The sequence below is a fragment of the Parageobacillus galactosidasius genome (genome assembly GCF_002217735.1).
In the GTDB taxonomy this organism is placed as follows: Bacteria; Bacillota; Bacilli; order Bacillales; family Anoxybacillaceae; genus Parageobacillus_B; species Parageobacillus_B toebii.
In genome coordinates this window covers 283735-305995 of the sequence record NZ_NDYL01000002.1, presented here as the reverse complement: position 1 = coordinate 305995, position 22261 = coordinate 283735, and the positions used below count along the sequence as shown (strand labels likewise).

Genomic DNA, 22261 nt, shown 5'->3' with positions numbered 1-22261 from the left:
GCAGGTTGATTAAACATGTCGGAATTTCAAACTGGATTTATATATATGGGGAGGTTGACTTTCACGGAATGGGGGTTGGATATTATTCTCATGCCATTTATGTTTTAAACCCAGAACGGAATTCAAGAATGGATGACGCTGGATTGTACTACTCGTTAGACGAAACAAAAACGTGGACGAAAAGCGATATGAAAGGACTAGAAGGGCAACCATCAGCTATTGCTGTTCATCCAGAGAAAGAAAATATGGTTGTGATCAGTACAAATCGAGGGGTTTATTTATCTAAGGATTATGGTAATTCTTTTGATAACATTGCAAAAAATACTCCAGTCACATCCGTTTCCTTTACAAAAGAGGGAAAACTTCTTGCCGGAGTTATTACTGATAAGCCTTCTTTGATGGAAATTAATCTTGAATCCGGAGAGAAAAAAAACATCCCTATTCCAACTTTAAGTGAGGATAATGCTATTGGATACATTGCGGTAAATCCAAACAATGAAAAGCAAATCGTTTTCACAACGTTTGAAAAAGACATTTATTTAACGGATAATCATGGTGGAAATTGGATACAAATAGCAAAACAGGGAAAAGGGATGAATAGTCAAACAACTACTAATGAGGGGAAGTCATGATGATGAACATGGGTATGATGTTAAATATGTTATTTTGGATCATCATTATTGGATTTGTAATATATTGTATGATCTTGTTAATCATGAAACCATTTGAAAATAAATCAAATCATGCATTGAATATTCTCAAAGAGCGACTTGCTCGTGGAGAATTGATGCAAATGAATATGAAGAGAAAAAACGGCTATTGAAAGATTGATGAGTCGTCTTTATATTTTCTCCCAAAAGTTCCAAGTACATTTGTAAGATAGCATGAGACATGTTAGAGAATAGACAAATCTCCATATTTTCATCAAATTTATTGTCTATAATGGTTTTAAAACGAAGGGAGGGGATCATAAATGAAAAAGAAAATTGCATTTGTTTCTTCATTTGCGCTGGCAGCATTGTTAGTAGTCGGACAGTTTTCTTATGCGGAAAAGTCAGATAGTATGACGAACATGATGAATGGAAACGGTATGATGAAGATGATGGAAGCGATGAATTCTCCTCAAGGACAAAAAATGATGAAGGCATGCGGAGAATTCATGGAATCTTATAATAAAGCTGAATAAAACCATCGTGTAAAAATTGATAAAAGTTCTTCTTTTTTGAAGGGCTTTTTACCGAAGTTGCCCTGTTCTAATGGGCGGTAGGACAGCCTCAAGCATCTTCGAACGAGGAATTACCGACCGAAAGAACCTCATTCGTGGACGAACTTGTAATATAAAGGAAGGAGATCTCCTACTGAAAGAGGTTTCAATTTATATGAAAGGGGATCAGGAAATATGGAATGGTTGATATACTTATTATGTCCTTTAATGATGTTATTCTGTATGAAAGGGATGTTTACACGAGGGAAAAAGGACTGTCACACAACTCAATCAACAAATCAATTGAATGAACTGAAATCATTGAAGATGCAAGTGAAAAATTTACAAGAACAAAATATGAAATTAATGGAAGAAATCGAACTCCTTAAACAAACTGATGATTCCAATGTCATTATATTGTCTAAGACAAAACATACTACATAATGCGAAAAAGGCAACCAAATTTGGTTGCTTTTTTTTATTTTATAAAATACTAGTAAATTTATAATTTTTTGGTCTTCTTCATATTTTCTTCAAATTTTTCTTCTATAATTCCATAAGGCAATGGAAAAGTATTTATAGAAAGGTGAGGAAATTGCAATTGATAGAATGTGAATGTGGGCATAAAAACCCTATTGGAACGGAATTATGCGAATCGTGCGGCAAACCGTTTCATGAAGAAACAGAACAGAAACTTCTGGATATGCGATATGAAGGGGTTGCAAGGAGATCGAAAACATATCAAACAACAATAATTGATAAAATTTGGAACTTCTTCTCGTCTGTAAAAGTTGGAATTTGGATTATCGTGTTAACTCTTATTGCGTCAGCTATTGGTACAATATTGCCACAGGAAATGTATATTCCACCTAATGTATATCCAGCACAATATTATAAAGAACAGTATGGGGTAGTTGGATATATTTTCTACACATTAGGATTCCATAATCTGTATGGCTCTTGGTGGTATATGCTTTTGCTTGCATCAATGGGTTTATCCTTAATTATTGCAAGTTTAGATCGGGTTGTTCCCCTATATCGGGCTTTAAAAAAACAGAGTGTTACAAGGCATACAAGCTTTTTAAAACGTCAAAGAATCTTTGGAATATCACGAGTTCCAAATCCTCACGAAACGATAAAACAAGTTGAGCAGAAATTAAAAGAAAAACATTATCAGATACGTAAAGAAAACGGAAATATTCTCGCGGAAAAAGGACGTTTTTCCAGATGGGGACCGTATGTTAATCATCTTGGTCTGGTGATTGTATTAATTGGCGCGATGTTAAGATTTTTCCCAGGAATGTACGTGGATGAAGTTCTCTGGATTCGTGATGGAGAAACAGAAGCAATCCCTGGTACAGACAGAAAATACTATTTAAAAAGTGAAAGATTCATATTAGAGACTTATGATCAAGATGATAAAAAGTTTCAAGAAATAATAAAAAAAGTCGGTAATGGAATTCCAAAAAACTATCAGACTGATGCTATCCTTTATGAAAACAAAAATGTAGGAATTGCTGGTGCTGAACCTAAACTAGTTAAACTTAAACAACAATCGATTAAGGTTAATCATCCTTTAAAATTCGATGGATTTGCTCTTTATCAAACAAGTTACAAGTTGAATGAGTTTCATAAAATGTATTTTAAGTTGGAGGAAAAAGAGACCGGAAAAACCTTTGGAGAAATAGAAGTTGATTTATTGAATCCAAAATCTACTTACAATTTAGGAAATGGGTATAAAGTGGAAATTCTCGAATATTTTCCTGATTTTGAATTTGGCGATAAAGGTCCAACAACAAAATCCAAAATTCCAAATAACCCTGCATTTGTATTTAAAATGTACACCCCTAAAACAAAGGATGGAGAAATCAGTTTTGTTGCTATTCGACAAAATTTGGAGCCATTCGGTGAAAACAAATTTAAAATGACGTTTACAAAATTGGATGTACGTAATGTTACTGCTTTAACTGTAAGAAAAGACCGCACCTTAGGAGTCATAGCATTCGGCGGCTTAATTTTTATGATTGGTCTTGTTCAAGGTATGTATTGGAACCATCGAAGAATCTGGGTGCAAATCGTCGGAAATGAAATTTGGATGGCAGCACATACAAACAAAAACTGGTATGGACTTAAAAAAGAGATTGATTATGTAATTAAAGATACAGATTTAACCAAGCCTCAGGATCAAAAAGAGCATAAAGGAGAGGTAGCATGATTAATGTGAGCAGTAATCTTTTAGCTAGTTCATTTTTTGCTTATTTTATAGCAACCATTCTAGCATGGGGATCTTTCGCGTCAAAACAAAAGAAAGCTTCTTTGAAAATCAAAAAATGGGAACGTATTTCAATCATTGTTGCTGCTTTAGGTTTTTTATTGCAAATCGGTTATTTTATTACTCGCTGGATTGCCATTTCTCATGTACCAGTAAGCAATATGTTTGAGTTTACTACATTTTTAGGCATGATGATCGTTTTGGGGTATTTAATAATCTATTTAATTTATAAAACAAACATCATTGGACTATTTGCACTTCCTACTGCGATGACGGTTATTGCCTATGCCAGTGTATTTCCAAAAGAGGCATCGCCATTAGTGCCAGCTTTACAAAGTTATTGGCTGAAAATTCATGTGACAACAGCAGCATTAGGAGAAGGAATTTTGACCATTAGTTTTGTAGCAGGTTTTATTTACTTATTGCGAGTTGTTGACCAAACGAAGAGCAGCAAAAAAACCTTTTGGATTGAATTTGTGATTTATTCTATATTAAGTACATTAGCTTTCGCCATTGTTTCTTATATTTTTAATGCCATGAATTTTGAAACAACATTTTCATGGGTAAATGAAACACAACAAGAACAAGAGCTTGTTTATCATATGCCAGCCATAGTAGGGCCTCCTGACGGGGAAATCGTGAAGAGTTCTCATTCTTTTAAACCAATTGTAGAAGCTCCTTCATGGATGAATGGGGTCAATGCACCAAGAAAACTAAATTCATTGATTTGGTCATTATTAATGGGACTCGTGTTATATATAATGTTGCGACTTTTATTCCAAAAAAGAATTGGGGCAAAGATTCAACCATACTTAAAAAATATTCGTCCGGAATTAGTAGATGAAATCAGTTATCGTTCAGTAATTATTGGTTTTCCGGTATTTACATTAGGTGCGTTAATATTTGCAATGATATGGGCACAAGAAGCATGGACAAGGTTTTGGGGATGGGATCCAAAAGAAGTCTGGGCATTAATCACTTTTCTTTTCTATGCAGCATATCTCCATCTCCGATTATCAAAAGGTTGGGAAGGAGAAAAGTCTGCTTGGCTGTCTGTGATAGGTTTTGTCATCATAATGTTTAATTTAATTGTCGTAAATCTTGTCATTGCTGGATTGCATTCATATGCTTAAAAGAATTTGTAAAGGAGTGTTTTTCGTTTTGGCTAAAAAAAGAAGACTTATCGTGCGAATTGGGATTTTAATTGGATTTGTTGCTACGATCATTTATGTACTATATTCAAGTATTTTTAACAATGACAATGGAATGGTCTCTCGTGGCGACCAAGCCCCGGATTTTCAATTACAAACTCTTGATGGAAAAACGGTAAGATTAAGTGATTATCGAGGACAAGGTGTGTTTTTAAATTTTTGGGCCACCTATTGTCCGCCTTGTAAAGAAGAGATGCCTTATATGCAAAATCAGTATGAGAAATTTAAAGACAAAGGAGTTACGATTTTAGCAGTTGATGTAGGTGAACCAAAATTAACAGTAGAAAAGTTTGTAAAACGTTATGGTCTGACTTTTCCAATTTTGCTAGATGAGAAAGAAGAAGTCATTGATTTATATGGTGTGGGGCCAATCCCAGTTACATTTCTAATTGACAAAAATGGAAAAGTAGTTGATCGAATCACAGCCAGTCTAACTGAAGAAGATATAGAGAAATATATGACTCAAATTATGCCATGATAGGGAGGGAGCTCCCTTTTTGTTATTAAAGGAGCTGATATCATGACAGAGGTTAATGCGATTTTATCATTTGGTGCAGGAGTTTTATCGTTTATTTCACCATGTTGTCTTCCGCTTTATCCCGCATTTTTATCTTATATTACGGGTATTTCGGTTGAAGAAATAAAAGAAAATAATGGATTATTGCAGAAGAGGGCACTTTTACATACAGCTTTCTTCTTGCTTGGTTTTACAGTGATTTTTATCGTGATTGGTTTTTCTACGTCCGTTATAGGATCCTTCTTTTTAAAATACGATGATTTAATAAGGCAAATAGGTTCCATTTTAATCATTTTCTTCGGCCTGATGACCATCGGTGTATTTAAACCATCTGTTCTTATGAAAGATAGGAAGATGTTTTCGTTTCGGAATCGCCCAACAGGTTACTTTGGATCAAGTCTCATTGGAATTGGATTTGCTGCCGGTTGGACACCATGCACAGGCCCGATTTTGGCTTCCGTAATCGCTTTAGCTGTAACAAATCCCAATCAAGCACTGTTTTATATGATAATGTATTCACTTGGTTTTTCAATTCCTTTTTTTACTATGGCGTTTTTTATTGGAAAATTACATTGGATTAAAAAATATAACCGGACGATTTTAAAAGTCAGTGGTTACATTATGGTTTTTATGGGAATATTCTTGTTTTTTGATTGGATGACAAAGTTAACATCATTTCTTATCAACAGATTTTATGGGGGTTTCACCGGTTTTTAGTAATATTAAGTTTTCAGGAGGGGAAAAGCTAAAACACTTTTTTCTAATGATGGGTATGGTTGGTTATTTATTGTGAATAACATGTTGCTTACAAATTTAAAGACGTGTTTAATGCAAAATAAAACTTTAGGAAAATGCAAGATAAAAAATTAAGCACTAAATTGGAAACAAAACAGGTCAGTTTTCTCACAAAATATAATTCAGAGACACGGCTTTACATGGAGTGGCGTGCATGGTAGGCTGGTTGTCTCTGCGAACTCCTTTTGTGCTGCAGCCTTCGCAAAAGAATCCATGCACGCAGAGACTCCATGTCAAGCCTTATAGAGTAAGATAATTATATTGGTATATGGATTATATTTACTTTTATGGAACTATAGTGCTAAACTTTTTCATTGCATTTCGCTTAAATTTTTAGTTGCAGAAAACAAAGATGTGGACAATAGGCAACATAAAGTGAATATTATCAAAGGAAAAATTTGAAACACATTAATTTTGTGAGGAGTATTATATGGAATTATACAACCAATTTGTAGATGTATTCTTATTAAATATTCACGAGTTTTTTTGGAGTCATTATCATGAAAGCCAAACGAGGATATTAAAAACAATATACTTAGGTCTATTGGCTTTATTTACACCAAGCCAAATTTATATAAACATTTTGTTTATTTGTTACCTTTTTAAACAATTTCATCAAAATTGGATAAAAGAACTATGTTATCTCGTTCTGGGGAAAACAATTGGGTTATTCGTGATGATATTTTGGGCGACAAAATTTGGAGATCTCTGGTTACTGTCATTTATCCAAATCATAGGTAAGGTTGTCAGTGCTATAGTCATGGTGTATATTTTATTTTTGTTATTTTCATTTAAATTTAAGATGATGAGTTTGAGTCTCGGATTTTTGACGTCATTCCTCTTCGATCCAATAATCTCTGCAGTGTCAAAATTCTTACCATTTTATTTTTATAAAAGTGTAAATAGCTTTTTAATGCCAATTTTATTCTCAGTAACAATAGTAACTCCAATTTTAATCATGAGTCTGCTAGTATACGGATTTGAAATAGACCAACAATTAAAAGACCAAAGATGTTTCAACTATGTAAGAAATTGGGTATCTATTGTTTTGGTTTTTCTAGTAAGTTTGAATTTATTCTTTATTTTTTTCGTGTAAAAACTATTGTTTGGAAGGAGGAAATTAAATGTCAAAAACGTAATATCATTTACAAGTTGAAGGTATGACATGTACTGGTTAAGAAGGAGGAGTTGAAACAGCACTTGGCTTACTGGCGAGGTAACTATTCTTAAGGAGACTCTATGTCAAGCCACTAAGTGACAAGCAAAAATAAACACTAAAGAAAAAGAAAAGGGAGTTATTTCCTTCTATAGGAAATAACTCCAGGGATTTTTTAAACATCCACTTTTTGGGGTTAGTTCACATTGTTATTCAGGTTTATTTGTTGTGTCATTAGAGTTTGGTATATAGTCAGATTTGTAATCTTTATATTTTACTTCTGTGACCATTCCGGCCGAAGCGTGGTGCAAGTCATGGCAATGGAACATCCAATTTCCCGGATTATCCGCTTTAAATGCGACTACATATTCTTCCCCCGGTTTTAAATTCAAGGTATCCTTAATCAATGGAGAACCTGTAATTGGCTTACCATTTTTACTTAATACTTGGAAGAAGTGTCCGTGTAAATGCATAGGATGTAAATCTTTCGGTGAATTGTTCACCAATTTTACTTTTACTAGATCTCCTTTCTTAACATTTACAGGTGCTGTTTCAGGATACGTTTTCCCATTAATCGTGAAGATCATGCCATCTTTGCCCATCGCTGTTCCTAAATCCATTGTGTACTCTACATCATATTTCTGGTCTAAAGTAAATTGACCTAATTCATGTTTTCCGTATTTTGTCATATCAACGATAGGGAGGTCTTCTTTTGCATTTGCTTTGTCCGTATTGTTTGTCTGGCCTTCGTATTGAATTTTCACTTTCATGCCATCGGTACCTTCCATATCACCATGGCATTCTAATAACCATTCACCCGGATTATTGGCGATAAATTCAATATCATAACGTTCACCCGGAGCAATATTTAAAAGTTCGTCTTTGATTGGCTGCGGATCTTTTAACGGCTGCCCGTCTGTTGCGACAATTTTAAACTCATGACCATGCAGGTGGAGTTTGTGGGACATGTATCCTGCGTTTATAAGGCGAAGCCGCACCTTTTCGCCTTTCTTCACTTTTAAAGGTTTGACAGCGGAACCGCTTTTCCCGTTAATCGTGAAAATATCATACATACTCATATCATGGCCCATGCTGCTCATATCCATATGTTGGTTATCCGAGCTATTTCCATGTCCCATATTACTATGATCCATTCCACTCATATCCATATTTCCTTCATCTGGATTGCTCATCCACTCATCTAACACAAGTGTATAATCTCGATCTACTTTTTCCTCATTCTTAGGTTCTACGATTAATGTGCCGTATAACCCTTTGTCCAATTGCTTCGCGCTTTCTTGATGGGAATGATAAAAATACGTTCCCGGTACTGTTGCAGTAAATTCATACGTAAAGGTTTCCCCCGGTTTAATTGCGTTCATCGTGACGCCCGGAACTCCATCTTGACTATTTGGAACAGGGTAGCCGTGCCAATGAATGGTAGTCGGTTCCGGTAATTCATTTTTGAAATGGATTCTAACTCTGTCCCCTTGTTTAATACGGATTTGCGCTCCGGGAACAGATCCGTTGTACGTGTAGACCGGAAGTTTTACTTTATCATTTATTTGTAATAATGCTTCCTTAGCAGTAAGATTAATCTCTTTACCGGATAAAACTTCTGTGTTTGTTGCCAAAGGCAGCTGCTCACTGACCTCAGAAGTTTTTGCTGTTTTTTCCTTATTCATTTTTGACATATCGTGTCCCTGCATAGAATTATTTGAGCAGGCTGCACCAACAGCAACAACTCCCGCTAAAACGGTTCCAAGCAATAATTTCTTCATGCATATATCCCTCCGTAAACATGTAATCTGAATCACTACTAATATCATCATAAAGAATAAATGTGCAAAATTTATGGAGAAAAATTATATTTTTTTCACACGAAGTAGTTCGAAGATTAAATTATTGTTTGACATTAATAGGAGTCAAATTACATTTTGAAATAAAAAAGACAAGCCACTACCTATAACCGGTTAATTGCGGTTATAGGTAATAGCTTGTTTGCCCATTTGTATCCAAGCTTGAATAAATTCAGACTTAGGTGCTTTTTTATTTTTCGTACCTGTCAATGGGTCATTAAAATAAATATATTTCTCATCATATACAGTGATTAACACGGAATGCTCCCGGTATGTTATTTTTATAGGGCCTTGCGGGGTCTGCCATTCCATAAATTCAGACGGAGGGAGTACACGAAAGGTTGTGTTGGTAATAACCCAAACTGGGGTACCTTTAGACAAATATTTATATATTTCTTCAAATGATTGTCCTGTTAAATCAACGATTTGGTTAGGTAAATAAATCTCGGCTAATTCTTTTATAGGTTTATGATAGACACCGTATCCCGGTTTCTTTTTTGTATACATGTCACCAACAAATCCTTCATTTGGATGTCCATAAAATACCTTTCCATTATGTATTCGATAAGGGGTTGGATTTTTCTTTATTTGCTTCGCTAGTGGCATCTTGTCTACATTGATTCCCGCGTGATTCAAAAGCATTGCCAGACTTGTTACCTCGCACCCCCTTGGTAGTTCTGGAAGTTGTGAGAGAAGGGGAGCATCAATGAGAGCTGATTTAACCGGGACTTGTTCTTTTGAATGTCTAGATGACGGATTTCTCTCTTCAACTTTATTTTTATATGATGTTTTCTGTACTAGATTTTTTATAGCATCGACCATGTTTTCAGAATTTACATAATAGACAAATAGAGTTGAAAACAATAGGAAAAAAGCGATATAGGATCCTAGTGCTAGTTTATATAACTTCTTATTGGTTGGGTTTCGCAAAAGAAAAATAGAAAGTGAAACAATCATAAAATCTAAAAAAATATAATCCCTAACATGGCAACTGCAACCCCTTTGTTAAACTTGCTGTTTTTATATTATCAACTAAATTTGCAGAAACAATGGAGATGATTCTTATCATGTAATTATTGTAACAATCTCTAAAAAATCCATAATTTCTCCACATTTTATTGTTTTAATATGTTTGTGTTTGAGGAATGAGAATATCATTGAGTGAAAAGCTACTAATTTTTGTGTTGATATGTTTCTAGTATGAGAATATCGTAACAGGTTTCAGGAGGAATAATTTATGTTAAAAGTTCATTACAGGAACCTATAGATGGTATAAAAATAGAGTTTGTTAAATTTAAATAAGATCAAAATATTATACTGTAGATGAGCAAATTCACTGACATAAATTGACAACTAAACAAAAAAGGAGACATGAACCCGATTCCTTGGTTAGAATAGATGTACCACCAACTATCCACAAGGAGGTTCATGTCTCATGAATAGTTCCGCTGTTAATGAACGCTGCCGCTGAATGAATCCGACTTTCCGTGCCAGACGGGTCAGTTCTTCAGAGGAGAAGAGTTGACGAATCGTTTTTATCCATGCCTTCATCTTTTTTGCCATCAAAAAACAATCCTTTCCAACGATGATTTTCGTTAGAAAGGATACCATGTTTTTGGCGCTGAAAAAAGATCAAATTCTTAACTTGATGGCTATGGGGCGACTCCCCCTTGTCTTCTCACACCACCTAGCACGCGGTCCCGAACTAAGCGGTTCACTAACCTTGATGAAGTTCAACATATCTCTGCATAATGTTCTTGAGTCCTCGGATTGCCAATATGCAATTCCGAGGGCTTTGTTTTGTGTAAATGAGAAATGTGTGTCGTGAGCCATGCTTTTTAGGTAAAATTGTCATCTTTCCGTTCATGTGTCCACCCAAGCTTACTGAAATAGCCCTTGGCGGCTTTGGACTTTACCTTGTCTGGCAGGCTCGTCCGGCTGTCCCAGCTTCTAATTTGGTTCGTGTAATCTAGTGTCTACAAGCTTCCTCCAGATTCTACCTCACGAAAGACACCTTCGCATTTGGTTAGCCGTAGACGCTCGACGCTCGCTTATATAATAGTAAAATTTCATTGAATGATGTTTAAACATAAGAGGAAGAAACATGAGGCTGCGATGTTTTATTATGAAAGGGCTAATTCAAGTAAAAGAAATCCTTTTTTAATTCAAAATTCCTATTATTATTTTTTTACACAATTATTAAACTCGATTAAACAAGACTTAACATTTCCCCAATACAATTGTTCTTGAAAATTTTTGAGGAGGGTTTAAAATTGTTCAGAAAAAAAATCTTACCCTTGGCAGTTGTTTCTACCATAGCTTTAGGAAGTTTATTAGGAAGCGTCACAGAAACAGATGCAAAAGAAAAGAAAGGTCATGATCATGAAAAAGTAAAAAATATCATTTTTATGATTGGTGACGGAATGGGTGTATCTTATACTTCCGCATATCGTTACTTAAAAGACGACCCAAACACGAAATTCGTTGAGCAAACAGAGTTTGACAAATATCTTGTCGGTCAACAGATGACTTATCCTGAAGACCCTGCAGAAAATATAACTGATTCTGCTTCCGCTGCGACAGCGATGGCAGCTGGAATCAAAACATATAATGCAGCCATTGCTGTGGATAATGATGGTTCAGAAGTAAAAACCGTACTCGAAGCTGCAAAAGCAGCAGGTAAAGCAACTGGTCTTGTAGCCACTTCTGAAATTACACACGCAACTCCTGCATCATTCGGTGCTCATGATGAACACCGTAAAAATATGAATGCTATTGCCAATGACTACTATGATGAATTAATCAATGGCGAGCATAAAGTCGATGTTTTGCTGGGCGGAGGAACCGATCTATTTATCCGTGAGGATCGTAATCTTGTCGAAGAATTCAAAAAAGACGGATACAGCTATGTGACAAATCGCAACGAATTATTAAAAGATCAAAACGAACAAGTTCTTGGTTTGTTTGCGCCAAGAGGACTTCCGAAAATGATCGACCGAACGGAAGACATTCCTTCCCTTGAAGAAATGACAAAATCTGCGATTAAGCGTTTAAGCAAAGATAAAGATGGTTTCTTCTTGATGGTGGAAGGAAGCCAGATTGACTGGGCTGGACACGATAATGATATTGTTTCTGCGATGAGTGAAATGGAGGATTTTGAAAAAGCATTCAAAGCGGCTATAGAGTTTGCAAAAAAGGACAAGCATACGCTTGTTATCGCTACAGCTGACCACTCTACCGGTGGTTACTCCATTGGAGCAGACGGCATTTATAATTGGTTCGGTGCACCAATTAAAGCGGCAAAACGCACGCCTGACTTTATGGCCCAAGAGATTGCCAATGGCGCCGATGTTGAAGAGACGTTGAAAAAGTATATCGATTTGGAATTGACGGCTGAAGAAATACAATCTGTGAAAGATGCCGCTGAACAAGGGAAAGCGGACAAGGATAAAGGTGTAAAAAGAGTGGATGATGCGATCGAACATATTTTTGACAAGCGTTCACATACTGGCTGGACAACAAGCGCCCATACCGGGGAAGACGTTCCTGTTTATGCATACGGTCCGGGAAGTGAACGTTTCGTTGGGCAAATAGAGAACACGGATCATGCCAAAATCATCTTTGATATTTTTAGAAAAGGAAAACAAAAAATTGTCATTGAAGATAAGTAGTGATCAAAAAAACATGGAAAAAGAACAAACATCCCGTTGCTCGCTCAAGCAACGGGAAATTTTTTGACGTGCATATGGAGGTTCAAATGATGAAAAAACTATTTTTTCTTATAAGTATGATGACTTTGTTTGTCGGATGCCGCCAACATATATATAACGAAAACAAGGCTCCTGATTCAGGTACTCAACAGCAAACAAAAAACGAACTAAATGATAAGTCGACCAAAGATACAAAACAAGATAAGCTGACAAAAAAGACAAACGAATATATTTCAAACCCGCAGGTAACAGATGACCGGGATTTACAAAAATCAGGTGATTATTATGCAGATGAAAAGGGAGAAGCTACTTTAAAGAAAATGAAAGTCGTAAACAAGACATACAATGTTGGGCCAATTCAACTTACAGTTAAAGACGTGAAAGTGATCCATTTAGTTCCTGATTACAGCCTTATTGATTATTTTCACGCCTTAACACATGAGGAACAGTTCGACTTTATCAAAGTATTCGTGGAGATTAAAAATACATCTTCACAGAAAGTAAATTTCGCGCCGGTAGCTTTATTTGAATCAAGCACAGGTGAGAAATTTGATTGGGAAAAAGATATTTATCTTGAGAACTTACATGGGGAAATTGAAGGAAACGGCAAGAAACAAGGTAATCTAGGGTTTATTCTCAAAGAGCCGAACGGGGAGGATGTACAATGGGTGAAAATTATTACGAGCGACGTTGTTGACCCAAACAAGAAAATCATCAGTAAAGCAAAAGAAATAAGATTGGAATTTTAAATGAGTTCTGCTCTACCAGCTACAACGATATGACATGCTATTTATCGTTTTTAGGGCTTTCGTGCTGAAGCCAACCTTGCTGGCGTATTCTATCTAAAGGTATGGGTCAAATAAATGGATGAGGAAAGTTTGCAACTGTCCCTTTTTGAAGACAGAACTAAAGTTGGTATTATGTTAAGAAAATAGACACATAAAATGGAGAAACATTTTAACCCCTACTACCACACTTCGTTTGGTGACCTCTTGATAAGGAGAACGGTTGGTAAACCCTTCCCCTTATCAAGAGGATTAAGAAACCACCAATCGCGACTTCATTCAGAGAAGGATTGTTTTTTGCCGTGTTGATGCAGCTTCTCAGATGCCATCGGAGACATGTACTCGTTAGCGGAATGAATTCGCTGAGAGTTATAAAAACACTCAATATATTCAAAAATCCGATGTTTGGCCTCTTCCCTTGTTGTAAAGGTCTCGTGGAAAATCAGTTCCTTTTTGATGATGCTGTGAAACGATTCCGCACATGCGTTATCATAATAGTTTCCTTTTCGACTCATGCTGGTTTGCATTCCATGCTGTCGTAAAATGGCTTGATACTCGTTCGATGCATATTGGCTCCCTTGATCGGAATGGTGAATCAGACCTGGTTGAGGCTTTCTCTGGTTGATGGCTCGGTTTAATGCTTTGATCACTAACTCCTTTGTCATTCGCTCGGAAAGATACCAGCCAACGATTTTACGAGAAAACGAATCCATGACCGAAGCTAAATACAGCCAGCCTTCTTTCGTCCAAATATAGGTGATATCCGCCACCCATACTTTGTTCGGCTTATCCACTTCAAACTGCTGATGTAATAAGTTGGGATACACAGGCAAATGATGCTTCGAATTCGTGGTGGCCTTATATTTTTTCTTCGTTTTGGAACGAATGTCATCGTCTTTCATGATTCTTGCGACGGTTTTCTGAGAGACCTTCACTCCTTGTTTCTGAAGGATTTTTGTGATTTTTGGACTGCCATACGTTTCTCTTGACTCGATATGAATCTTTTTGATTTGTTTTTTCAACGTTTCACGTCTTTGCTTTTGTTGGCTTTCTGGTCGTTTGATCCATGCATAGTACCCACTTCTTGAAACGCCTAGGACTTCACACATCTTCGCCACACGAAACTCCTTTCGATGCGTATGAATGAATTCATCAATGACTTCTGGTTTTTGGCGAAGATGCTCATGGCCTTTTTTAAGATGGCGTTTTCCTCCTCTAAGTCACGAATGCGTTTTTGCAGTTCACGCTTTTCGCGATCTTCTGGTTTGAGGTTCCCGCTTCCGATAAAGCTATGTTCCGCATCATTTTTATAATCCGCCACCCATTTATGAAGGGTTTTTGGTGAAATATCCAGTTGTCTAGCTGTTTCAGCGACTGCTTTCCCTTCCTCTAGCACTAATTTAACTGCGTGTACTTTGAATTCTTTATCAAAACGTCTTGTCATTATAGACACTCCTCATGTTTGATAGATTTACTATACATTTTCTTTATTCGTCGTGTCTATAATCTAGACTAACATCACAAGGGCACTACAAGATATTTTAAAGAAACACGGTAAAGAAGGAGTTTGTCTTTATTCTGCAAACCACAGATCGGTTGGAGATTATTAATGGTATTCGGGTAGCAATGGATAAGAAAGTGGCTTCTATCATCGAAGGAGTTACATTCGATGCGGAAGAAACGGGAGAAGGCGTTCAATTCGTCTTATTAGGCTTAAATCAATGTTGTTAAATCTGCAAGTTGAATATGCTAATAGACAAAAGTAATGAGTGACAAAAAAGTTCTTTAAACTTCTTCATAAATTAACAAGAGTAGATTTTAATAAGCTATAAAAACTTCGAAATTCATTTGACCCTGTACTATGGTACAGGGTTTATACTTTATCTAGGGGTGATAAGGTGAAATATCGTATTGGTGAACTTGCTGACAAATGTAACGTTAATAAAGAAACCATTAGATATTACGAGAGAAAAGGCTTGATCAAAGAACCTTCACGAACAAAATCGGGATATCGATTGTACTCGGAAGAGACTGTGAAGCGTATAGGTTTTATTAAACGTATGCAGGAACTAGGGTTTTCTCTAAGTGAAATTCATAAATTACTTGGTGTTGTTGATAAGGATGAGGTTCGATGTGCGGATATGTATAGCTTTGTTTCTCAAAAAATAGGTGAGGTTCAACAACGAATTAAAGATTTAAAGCGTATCGAAAATATGTTGAATAAATTAAAAGAAAGCTGTCCGAATGAAGAGCAACTACATGAATGTCCAATTATTGAATCTCTGATTGATGATTAAAGAAATGAGATATCAATGAAAAATAAGACATTTATAGTGATCGGAACACTTGTTACATTATTACGACTTGTAGTAACGAAAATAATGTAGAAACTACAGCGAATGGAAATAATACTAAAAGTGCTACCTTTACCATTACTGAAATGGATTGTTCAAGTTGTCCTGTGTTGTCAAAAGTGCTCTTGAACGTGTAGAAGGTGTAAAAACAGTGGAAGTAACCATTACAGAAGGTTCCCAAGGAACAGCTAAAGTTGTGTTTGATGCTTCAAAAACAGATGTAAAAACTTAAAAAAATACCGTCTTAGAATTAGGATATGGTGTTAAACAATAGGAGGTGTTTCATTTGTCAATTCGTAAATATCGTTTACAAGTGGAAGGTATGACATGTACTGGGTGTGAAAGGCACGTTGAAACAGCTCTAAACAGCATAGGAGCTAAAAATGTAGATGTAAATTTTCGCCGTGGAGAAGCTGTTTTCGAATTGCCAGAACATATAGGTATCGAGAAAGCCAAAGAAGCTGTGAATAAGGTTAATTATAAGGCAGGTGAAGCTGAAGTTATTCATCAACAAAAAAGCTCCGTTGTTGGTGATGATGAAGGTGATTATGATTATGACTTTATTGTCATTGGTTCTGGGGGAGGAGCTTTTTCTGCTGCTATTAAAGCAGTGGAATATGGGGCAAAAGTGGCGATGATTGAGCGTGGTACCATCGGTGGGACTTGTGTAAACATTGGATGTGTTCCATCAAAAACACTGCTACGTTCTGGAGAAATCAATCATTTAGCAAAAAACAATCCATTCCTTGGTTTAAATACTTCAGCTGGTTCGGTAGATTTGAAAAAACTAATGGAACAAAAAGATGAACTGGTGAGAGAATTACGTCAGCAAAAGTATGTTGATTTAATTGATGAATATGGGTTTGAACTAATACAGGGAGAAGCAAAATTTGTCAATGAAAAAACAATAGAAGTAAACGGGAATAAAATAACAGCTAAACGCTTTTTAATCGCAACAGGAGCTTCCCCATTGATTCCTAATATTCCGGGATTAAAAGATGTTGACTACTTAACAAGCACTTCTTTGTTAGAGCTTAAAGAACTGCCAAAAAGTCTTGCTGTTATTGGTTCAGGATACATCGGATTGGAGTTAGGTCAGCTCTTTCACCATTTAGGAGTGGAAGTAACGTTAATGCAGCGTAGCCAAAGAATTCTTAAAGAATATGATCCTGAAATTTCAGAAGCTGTAGAAAAAGCATTAACAGAACAAGGCATTCATGTTATTACCGGTGCTACATTTGAGCGTGTAGAACAGAATGGAGATATGAAACAAATTCATGTTACTGTTCATGGTGAAAAGAAAATCATTGAAGCTGAGCAGCTACTTGTAGCTACGGGGCGCAAGTCAAATACGGAAGCACTAAATCTTCAAGCTGCAAACGTAGAAGTGGGTTCTCGCGGTGAAGTTAAAGTTGATGACTATTTACGAACCTCCAATCCTAGAATTTATGCTGCCGGAGATGTAACAATGGGACCGCAATTTGTTTATGTTGCTGCATACCAAGGTGGAATTGCTGCCGATAATGCAATCGGTGGCTTGGAGAGAAAAGTAAATCTTGATACTGTTCCGGCTGTTATATTTACTAGTCCATCGATTGCTACGGTAGGATTAACTGAGGAGCAAGCTAAAGAAAGAGGATACGAGGTGAGAACTTCTGTTTTACCACTTGATGCAGTTCCAAGAGCGCTTGTGAATCGCGAAACGACAGGTGTATTTAAACTTGTTGCTGATGCAAAAACATTAAAAGTGCTAGGTGTTCATATTGTTGCCGAAAATGCTGGTGATGTGATTTATGCAGCTACATTAGCTGTAAAATTTGGTCTAACGGTGGAAGATTTGCGGGAATGCCTTGCACCATATTTAACGATGGCAGAGGGATTGAAATTGGTTGCCTTAACATTTGATAAAGATGTTAAAAAATTATCTTGTTGTGCTAGTTAAAGCTCCTTTTCATAAACATATAGGATTTTTGATTATTCTAACTGTACTTGAGCAAATTTACAATGAAGCAGAAAAAGAGATACGAACCGATTCCTTGGTTAGAATAGAATGTACCATCAAATTCCCCAATCAAGGACAAGGAGGGAAGATGGAAAATTGGAAGGGAATTTTTTATGGGAACAGAAGCTCTCCAACTGATTGGAGAGACGTTTACTTGATAAACACTCCAAATTAAAACATTTTCATTAGCATCATTGTCGATTTCTATTAGAATCGAAACAGTATGATGGAAATCATATGAACAAAAGGAGTATATAAACATGGATTCAACTGTTTCAAAGAAAGTAACGATGATTTCATATATCATTAGCATTACATTCATTATCGCGATGATTACGGCTTCGGTGATGTTGAAAGATCACGAAATTATTTTGCCGGAAGTTGCGGCAATGGCGATTGCCATGTGGGTGTACCGAGAAGCAGGATGGATCAGGCAACCATCGAAAATTTTTCTTGCGCCGTCCATCACGGCAGTGATCGGTTTCGCAGTGAATCAACTACACATTTCTTATTTAGGAAAAGTAAGCCTTACCCTTATACTTTTAATGCTCTTTTTACGTATCATTCAATCAAATTTGGGACCGTCCATTGCAACGGGCTTACTGCCAGTGGTGACAAATGCAAATGAATGGTCATTTATTATATCCGTTTTTATTTTTACCTTTATATTGATGCTTGGAGTTCTCAAATTTGGATTGAATAAAGGACTTGAAAAGAAAGTGAAGATACAGTACAAGTACATGCTGGTATTCTTAGTGCTGATTTTCGTGTGGATGGGTTTATGCTGGCTCGCTGGCTACCCACTGGCAGTGATCCCGCCGATTCTCGTTGTTGTGTATGAGTCACTTCAGAAGCCGATGTACAACGGAAAAATGGCTTTTAAACAAGGGCTTGTATTGACCATATCTGCGACTGTCGGAACGCTGTTGTACTTTGCTATTGATTCGTGGATATTGGTCACCCTGTTAGATATGATTTTAATGCTTATTCTGTTACGTATTGTTGGCATCCGTGTCCCGGCTGTGTACGCCTTTCCACTGCTCCCGTTTGTCTTTCCTGATCATATCGTAGCCATGTTGCCGCTAGGTTCGTTGATTACATGTGTATTCTTGTTTACTTCGGTGTTAGCATATAAAAAGATGGAGATGAAGCGAAGTAGAAAGGTAATGCAAATGTAAAGGAGATAAAAGAATTCATGTACTCGAAGAGAGGACCTATTTTCTATTCTTCGTAGGCATCTCGTTTATCCGCATAAAAAGATTTGGTGACTAGGTTATAAAGTTAAACGTCATGTTTTAGGCTATCGGAACGGAAAACCACCGATAGCCTTTCTATTAGCGTTAAAACCTATTGAATTTATATAAATTTAATCAAAAATTATTCAATAAAAAATAATTGTAATTTATGTTGATAATTTGACTGTTATTTTGTACAGAACCCGTTACTTTAAAGAACGAGTTCCTTTTGTATCGATACAGATTTAAACAGAAAATAATTGAATAGATGTACGTTACTCTGATTCAAAATAGGAATAAAAAATTACACATAGAAAATCATACATTAAGTAAGATATCATTTGCATTTTATACCCAATACCGGTATAATGTATTCGAAGACAACTGTTATAAACAAATGAGGTGGTAGCAATGAATCAATATGAAGATGACAATATAAATGCCAAAATGGTTCCGCGAACCGAAGAAGAGATCGAAAGCATCGTCAAGCGCTTGAAGCGTATTGAAGGGCAAGTACGCGGGGTACAAAAGATGGTCGAGGACAATCGGTACTGTATTGATATTTTAGTGCAAATTTCCGCGATTCAAGCTGCGTTAAACAAAGTCGGGTTGAATTTGCTGGAACGCCATGCCAATCATTGCGTTTCCAAGGCGATCCGCGAAGGCAGCGGAGAAGAATCCATCCGGGAATTGATGGATGTGATTAAGCAATTCTCAAAGTAAAGGAGAGGAATGCTTTATGAGTGAGCAAAAGCTCGTTACACTTAGAGTGACCGGCATGACATGCGCCGCTTGCTCCAATCGTATAGAGAAAGCGTTGAACAAGATGGATGGAGTAGAAGCCAATGTCAATTTAGCCATGGAAAAAGCAACGATTAAATATGATCCATCGAAACAAAGTGTAGCCGATATCCAAACGAAAATTGAGAATTTGGGGTATGGTGTCGCGACAGAAAAAGTGACGCTAGATATTGAAGGGATGACATGCGCGGCATGTGCGACACGGATTGAAAAAGGGTTAAATCGTATGGAAGGTGTTACGAGCGCTACTGTAAACTTGGCGACAAACAGTGCCGTTGTAGAATACAATGAAGGCATTGCATCTGTAGAAGATATTTTAGAGAAAATCAAAAAGCTTGGGTACAAGGGGCAGATACGAAACGAAGAACAAGATCATGTGGGGCGGAGAGAAGAGCTGCTTAAACAAAAACAACGGCAGCTTGCCATTTCTATTATCTTATCACTGCCTTTGCTTTATACGATGATTGCTCATATGCCGTTTGATATAGGCTTACCGATGCCGCACATGTTGATGAATCCGTGGTTCCAGCTTCTTTTGGCTACACCCGTTCAGTTCTACATCGGCGGTCCCTTCTATGTAGGGGCGTACCGGGCATTACGAAACAAGAGTGCGAACATGGATGTACTAGTGGCGCTTGGAACATCGGCAGCTTACTTTTACAGCTTGTACGAAGCTTTCAAAACATTAGGAAATCCCGAATATATGCCAAGATTGTATTTTGAAACGAGTGCTGTGCTGATTACGCTTGTACTTGTCGGAAAATACTTTGAATCAGTAGCGAAAGGAAGAACAACAGAAGCCATCTCTAAACTGTTGAGCCTGCAGGCAAAAGAAGCTACTGTCATCCGCGATGGGGAAGAAATAAAAGTTCCGCTCGAGGAAGTAGTGATTGGTGATACCATTCTCGTCAAGCCGGGAGAAAAAATCCCGGTAGACGGAACGGTCATCGCCGGAGTATCCTCCGTGGATGAATCAATGATTACCGGTGAATCCATTCCGGTTGATAAGAAGGAAGGCGATTCTGTCATCGGAGCAACCATTAATAAAAATGGTGTACTCACCATTCGGGCAGAAAAGGTTGGGAAAGATACCGCACTTGCCAATATCATTAAAATCGTAGAAGAGGCACAAGGCTCGAAAGCGCCTATTCAGCGTATGGCTGATGTCATTTCAGGTATTTTCGTACCAATTGTTGTAGGAATTGCTGTCATTGCATTCATTACATGGTACTTCTTTGTGGCGCCAGGCGACTTACCGAAGGCGCTTGAGGTGGCCATCGCGGTTCTTGTCATTGCGTGTCCTTGTGCGCTTGGTCTTGCCACACCGACATCCATTATGGTCGGTACAGGCAAAGGTGCAGAAAAGGGGATCCTCTTTAAAGGAGGTGAGTACCTAGAGGGAACGCATAAAATCAATGCAGTATTACTGGATAAAACAGGAACAGTGACAAAAGGAAAACCAGAAGTAACCGATGTACTTAAGTTCCGTGAAGACATGCTCGATTATGCCGTTTCTGCCGAGAGTGCTTCGGAACATCCGTTGGCTCATGCCATTGTGGAATATGGGAAGAAACGATCGATTTTGGTTAAGCCACTGGAGCATTTCTCCGCCATTACCGGTCATGGAATTGAAGCTGTCATTGATGGCAAAAATGTCCTTGTTGGAACGCGAAAACTTATGAAGGAACGCTCTGTAGAGATTGCCATGCATGAAGATAAAATGATAGAACTTGAAAAACAAGGAAAAACTGCCATGCTAGTTGCCATTGATGGGCAGCTTGCCGGCATCATCGCTGTCGCGGATACGGTAAAAGAAAGCTCCAAAGAAGCTATTCAAACATTAAAACAAATGGGTATCGAAGTGTACATGGTAACGGGAGACAACAAACGTACAGCGGAAGCCATTGCAAAGCAAGTGGATGTGGATCGCGTCTATGCAGAAGTACTTCCTGAAGAAAAAGCGAATATCGTTGAAGAACTGCAAAAACAAGGAAAACGAGTGGCGATGGTCGGTGATGGAATTAATGACGCTCCAGCTCTTGCGAAAGCGGATATTGGCATGGCCATCGGCACAGGAGCGGATGTCGCCATCGAAACGGCCGATGTTACCTTGGTCGGCGGAGATTTAGCTCATATCCCGAGAGCGATTGAGTTAAGCCGTAAAACAATGAAAAACATTCGACAAAACCTGTTCTGGGCTTTGTTCTATAATACCATTGGCATTCCTGTAGCCGCTGCTGGATTATTGGAGCCTTGGATTGCCGGAGCGGCAATGGCATTCAGTTCTGTATCAGTTGTGACCAACGCGCTTCGTTTGAAACGCGTGAAAATATAAAAAATGAAAATAAATGAAGGAGGAA

General features: G+C 37.3%; 19 protein-coding genes. 15 read left to right on the top strand and 4 right to left on the bottom strand.

All coding sequences use genetic code 11. The features are described from left to right. Positions 1 to 5 precede the first annotated feature (5 nt). From B9L23_RS10805 to B9L23_RS10770, 8 genes are all read left to right on the top strand, one after another. On the top strand, positions 6 to 632 hold the full coding sequence (locus B9L23_RS10805; protein WP_089097634.1) for a WD40/YVTN/BNR-like repeat-containing protein: 627 nt from the start codon (positions 6 to 8) through the stop codon (positions 630 to 632). Next, positions 632 to 823: an SHOCT domain-containing protein gene (locus tag B9L23_RS10800; RefSeq protein WP_089097633.1), complete on the top strand. Its 192-nt coding sequence runs from the start codon at positions 632 to 634 to the stop codon at positions 821 to 823. The genes B9L23_RS10805 and B9L23_RS10800 overlap by 1 nt, the downstream gene beginning before the upstream one ends. A gap of 150 nt (positions 824 to 973) precedes the next feature. Beyond that, on the top strand, positions 974 to 1186 hold the full coding sequence (locus B9L23_RS10795) for a hypothetical protein (RefSeq protein WP_042411632.1): 213 nt from the start codon (positions 974 to 976) through the stop codon (positions 1184 to 1186). Positions 1187 to 1399: 213 nt separating this feature from the next. Then, positions 1400 to 1648 (top strand): DUF2933 domain-containing protein, encoded by a 249-nt coding sequence (locus tag B9L23_RS10790; protein WP_042411630.1) that lies wholly within the window; start codon positions 1400 to 1402, stop codon positions 1646 to 1648. Positions 1649 to 1799: 151 nt separating this feature from the next. Next, a complete protein-coding gene (resB, locus tag B9L23_RS10785; protein ID WP_042411627.1) occupies positions 1800 to 3419 on the top strand; it encodes a cytochrome c biogenesis protein ResB in 1620 nt (539 codons plus the stop codon). Next, positions 3416 to 4609, top strand: coding sequence for a c-type cytochrome biogenesis protein CcsB (gene ccsB, locus B9L23_RS10780; RefSeq protein WP_042411624.1), 1194 nt, complete (start codon positions 3416 to 3418; stop codon positions 4607 to 4609). The genes resB and ccsB overlap by 4 nt, the downstream gene beginning before the upstream one ends. 28 nt (positions 4610 to 4637) lie before the next feature. Next, positions 4638 to 5165, top strand: coding sequence for a thiol-disulfide oxidoreductase ResA (gene resA, locus B9L23_RS10775; RefSeq protein ID WP_231883423.1), 528 nt, complete (start codon positions 4638 to 4640; stop codon positions 5163 to 5165). Between the two features lie 42 nt (positions 5166 to 5207). After that, complete coding sequence (locus tag B9L23_RS10770; protein ID WP_042411620.1) at positions 5208 to 5921, top strand: cytochrome c biogenesis CcdA family protein; 714 nt, start codon at positions 5208 to 5210, stop codon at positions 5919 to 5921. 1443 nt (positions 5922 to 7364) lie between these two features. Here the strand turns inward: B9L23_RS10770 and B9L23_RS10760 are convergent. The 3 genes from B9L23_RS10760 to B9L23_RS20055 all read right to left on the bottom strand — a co-directional run bounded on the left by B9L23_RS10760 (position 7365) and on the right by B9L23_RS20055 (position 10577). Then, positions 7365 to 8936, bottom strand: a complete 1572-nt coding sequence (locus B9L23_RS10760) for a multicopper oxidase family protein (protein WP_089097631.1) — start codon at positions 8934 to 8936, stop codon at positions 7365 to 7367. Positions 8937 to 9128: 192 nt separating this feature from the next. After that, positions 9129 to 9971, bottom strand: a complete 843-nt coding sequence (locus B9L23_RS10755) for a C39 family peptidase (protein WP_089097630.1) — start codon at positions 9969 to 9971, stop codon at positions 9129 to 9131. Positions 9972 to 10424: 453 nt separating this feature from the next. Then, the gene (locus B9L23_RS20055) at positions 10425 to 10577 is read right to left on the bottom strand and encodes a hypothetical protein (RefSeq protein WP_245842394.1); all 153 of its coding nucleotides are present in this window, start codon (positions 10575 to 10577) and stop codon (positions 10425 to 10427) included. A 710-nt stretch (positions 10578 to 11287) separates the two neighbouring features. Between B9L23_RS20055 and B9L23_RS10750 the strand changes: the two genes are divergently transcribed. Next, on the top strand, positions 11288 to 12685 hold the full coding sequence (locus tag B9L23_RS10750; RefSeq protein WP_089097629.1) for an alkaline phosphatase: 1398 nt from the start codon (positions 11288 to 11290) through the stop codon (positions 12683 to 12685). Positions 12686 to 12774: 89 nt separating this feature from the next. Next, positions 12775 to 13473 (top strand): hypothetical protein, encoded by a 699-nt coding sequence (locus B9L23_RS10745; RefSeq protein WP_089098307.1) that lies wholly within the window; start codon positions 12775 to 12777, stop codon positions 13471 to 13473. Between the two features lie 311 nt (positions 13474 to 13784). Here B9L23_RS10745 and B9L23_RS10740 read toward each other — a convergent pair. Further along, positions 13785 to 14953, bottom strand: a protein-coding gene (locus tag B9L23_RS10740) for an IS3 family transposase (protein ID WP_281255487.1) whose coding sequence is annotated in 2 segments (ribosomal slippage) — positions 13785 to 14698 and positions 14698 to 14953 — 1170 coding nt in all. Because the reading frame shifts where the segments join, the coding sequence is not laid out codon by codon here. Positions 14954 to 15407: 454 nt separating this feature from the next. Here B9L23_RS10740 and merR point away from each other — a divergent pair. The 5 genes from merR to B9L23_RS10705 all read left to right on the top strand — a co-directional run bounded on the left by merR (position 15408) and on the right by B9L23_RS10705 (position 22236). Continuing rightward, positions 15408 to 15806: a mercury resistance transcriptional regulator MerR gene (gene merR / locus B9L23_RS10730; RefSeq protein ID WP_089097628.1), complete on the top strand. Its 399-nt coding sequence runs from the start codon at positions 15408 to 15410 to the stop codon at positions 15804 to 15806. 349 nt (positions 15807 to 16155) lie between these two features. After that, entirely contained in the window at positions 16156 to 17805 is a 1650-nt protein-coding gene (gene merA, locus B9L23_RS10725; RefSeq protein ID WP_089098306.1) for a mercury(II) reductase, read from the top strand. A gap of 320 nt (positions 17806 to 18125) precedes the next feature. Continuing rightward, positions 18126 to 19043: a hypothetical protein gene (locus B9L23_RS10715; protein ID WP_063389316.1), complete on the top strand. Its 918-nt coding sequence runs from the start codon at positions 18126 to 18128 to the stop codon at positions 19041 to 19043. 468 nt (positions 19044 to 19511) lie between these two features. Further along, positions 19512 to 19823: a metal-sensing transcriptional repressor gene (locus B9L23_RS10710; RefSeq protein WP_042411649.1), complete on the top strand. Its 312-nt coding sequence runs from the start codon at positions 19512 to 19514 to the stop codon at positions 19821 to 19823. Positions 19824 to 19839: 16 nt separating this feature from the next. After that, positions 19840 to 22236 (top strand): heavy metal translocating P-type ATPase, encoded by a 2397-nt coding sequence (locus B9L23_RS10705; RefSeq protein WP_042411647.1) that lies wholly within the window; start codon positions 19840 to 19842, stop codon positions 22234 to 22236. Positions 22237 to 22261: the final 25 nt, after the last annotated feature.

Bases quoted from the DNA above. Each gene is read 5' to 3' on its own strand.
- B9L23_RS10800 (WP_089097633.1), top strand. From the start codon at position 632: ATGATGAACATGGGTATGATGTTAAATATGTTATTTTGGATCATCATT.
- B9L23_RS10795 (WP_042411632.1), top strand. From the start codon at position 974: ATGAAAAAGAAAATTGCATTTGTTTCTTCATTTGCGCTGGCAGCATTG.
- B9L23_RS10790 (WP_042411630.1), top strand. From the start codon at position 1,400: ATGGAATGGTTGATATACTTATTATGTCCTTTAATGATGTTATTCTGT.
- ccsB (WP_042411624.1), top strand. From the start codon at position 3,416: ATGATTAATGTGAGCAGTAATCTTTTAGCTAGTTCATTTTTTGCTTAT.
- B9L23_RS10770 (WP_042411620.1), top strand. From the start codon at position 5,208: ATGACAGAGGTTAATGCGATTTTATCATTTGGTGCAGGAGTTTTATCG.
- B9L23_RS10760 (WP_089097631.1), bottom strand. From the start codon at position 8,936: ATGAAGAAATTATTGCTTGGAACCGTTTTAGCGGGAGTTGTTGCTGTT.
- B9L23_RS10755 (WP_089097630.1), bottom strand. From the start codon at position 9,971: ATGATTGTTTCACTTTCTATTTTTCTTTTGCGAAACCCAACCAATAAG.
- B9L23_RS20055 (WP_245842394.1), bottom strand. From the start codon at position 10,577: ATGGCAAAAAAGATGAAGGCATGGATAAAAACGATTCGTCAACTCTTC.
- B9L23_RS10745 (WP_089098307.1), top strand. From the start codon at position 12,775: ATGAAAAAACTATTTTTTCTTATAAGTATGATGACTTTGTTTGTCGGA.
- B9L23_RS10715 (WP_063389316.1), top strand. From the start codon at position 18,126: ATGGATTCAACTGTTTCAAAGAAAGTAACGATGATTTCATATATCATT.
- B9L23_RS10710 (WP_042411649.1), top strand. From the start codon at position 19,512: ATGAATCAATATGAAGATGACAATATAAATGCCAAAATGGTTCCGCGA.
- B9L23_RS10705 (WP_042411647.1), top strand. From the start codon at position 19,840: ATGAGTGAGCAAAAGCTCGTTACACTTAGAGTGACCGGCATGACATGC.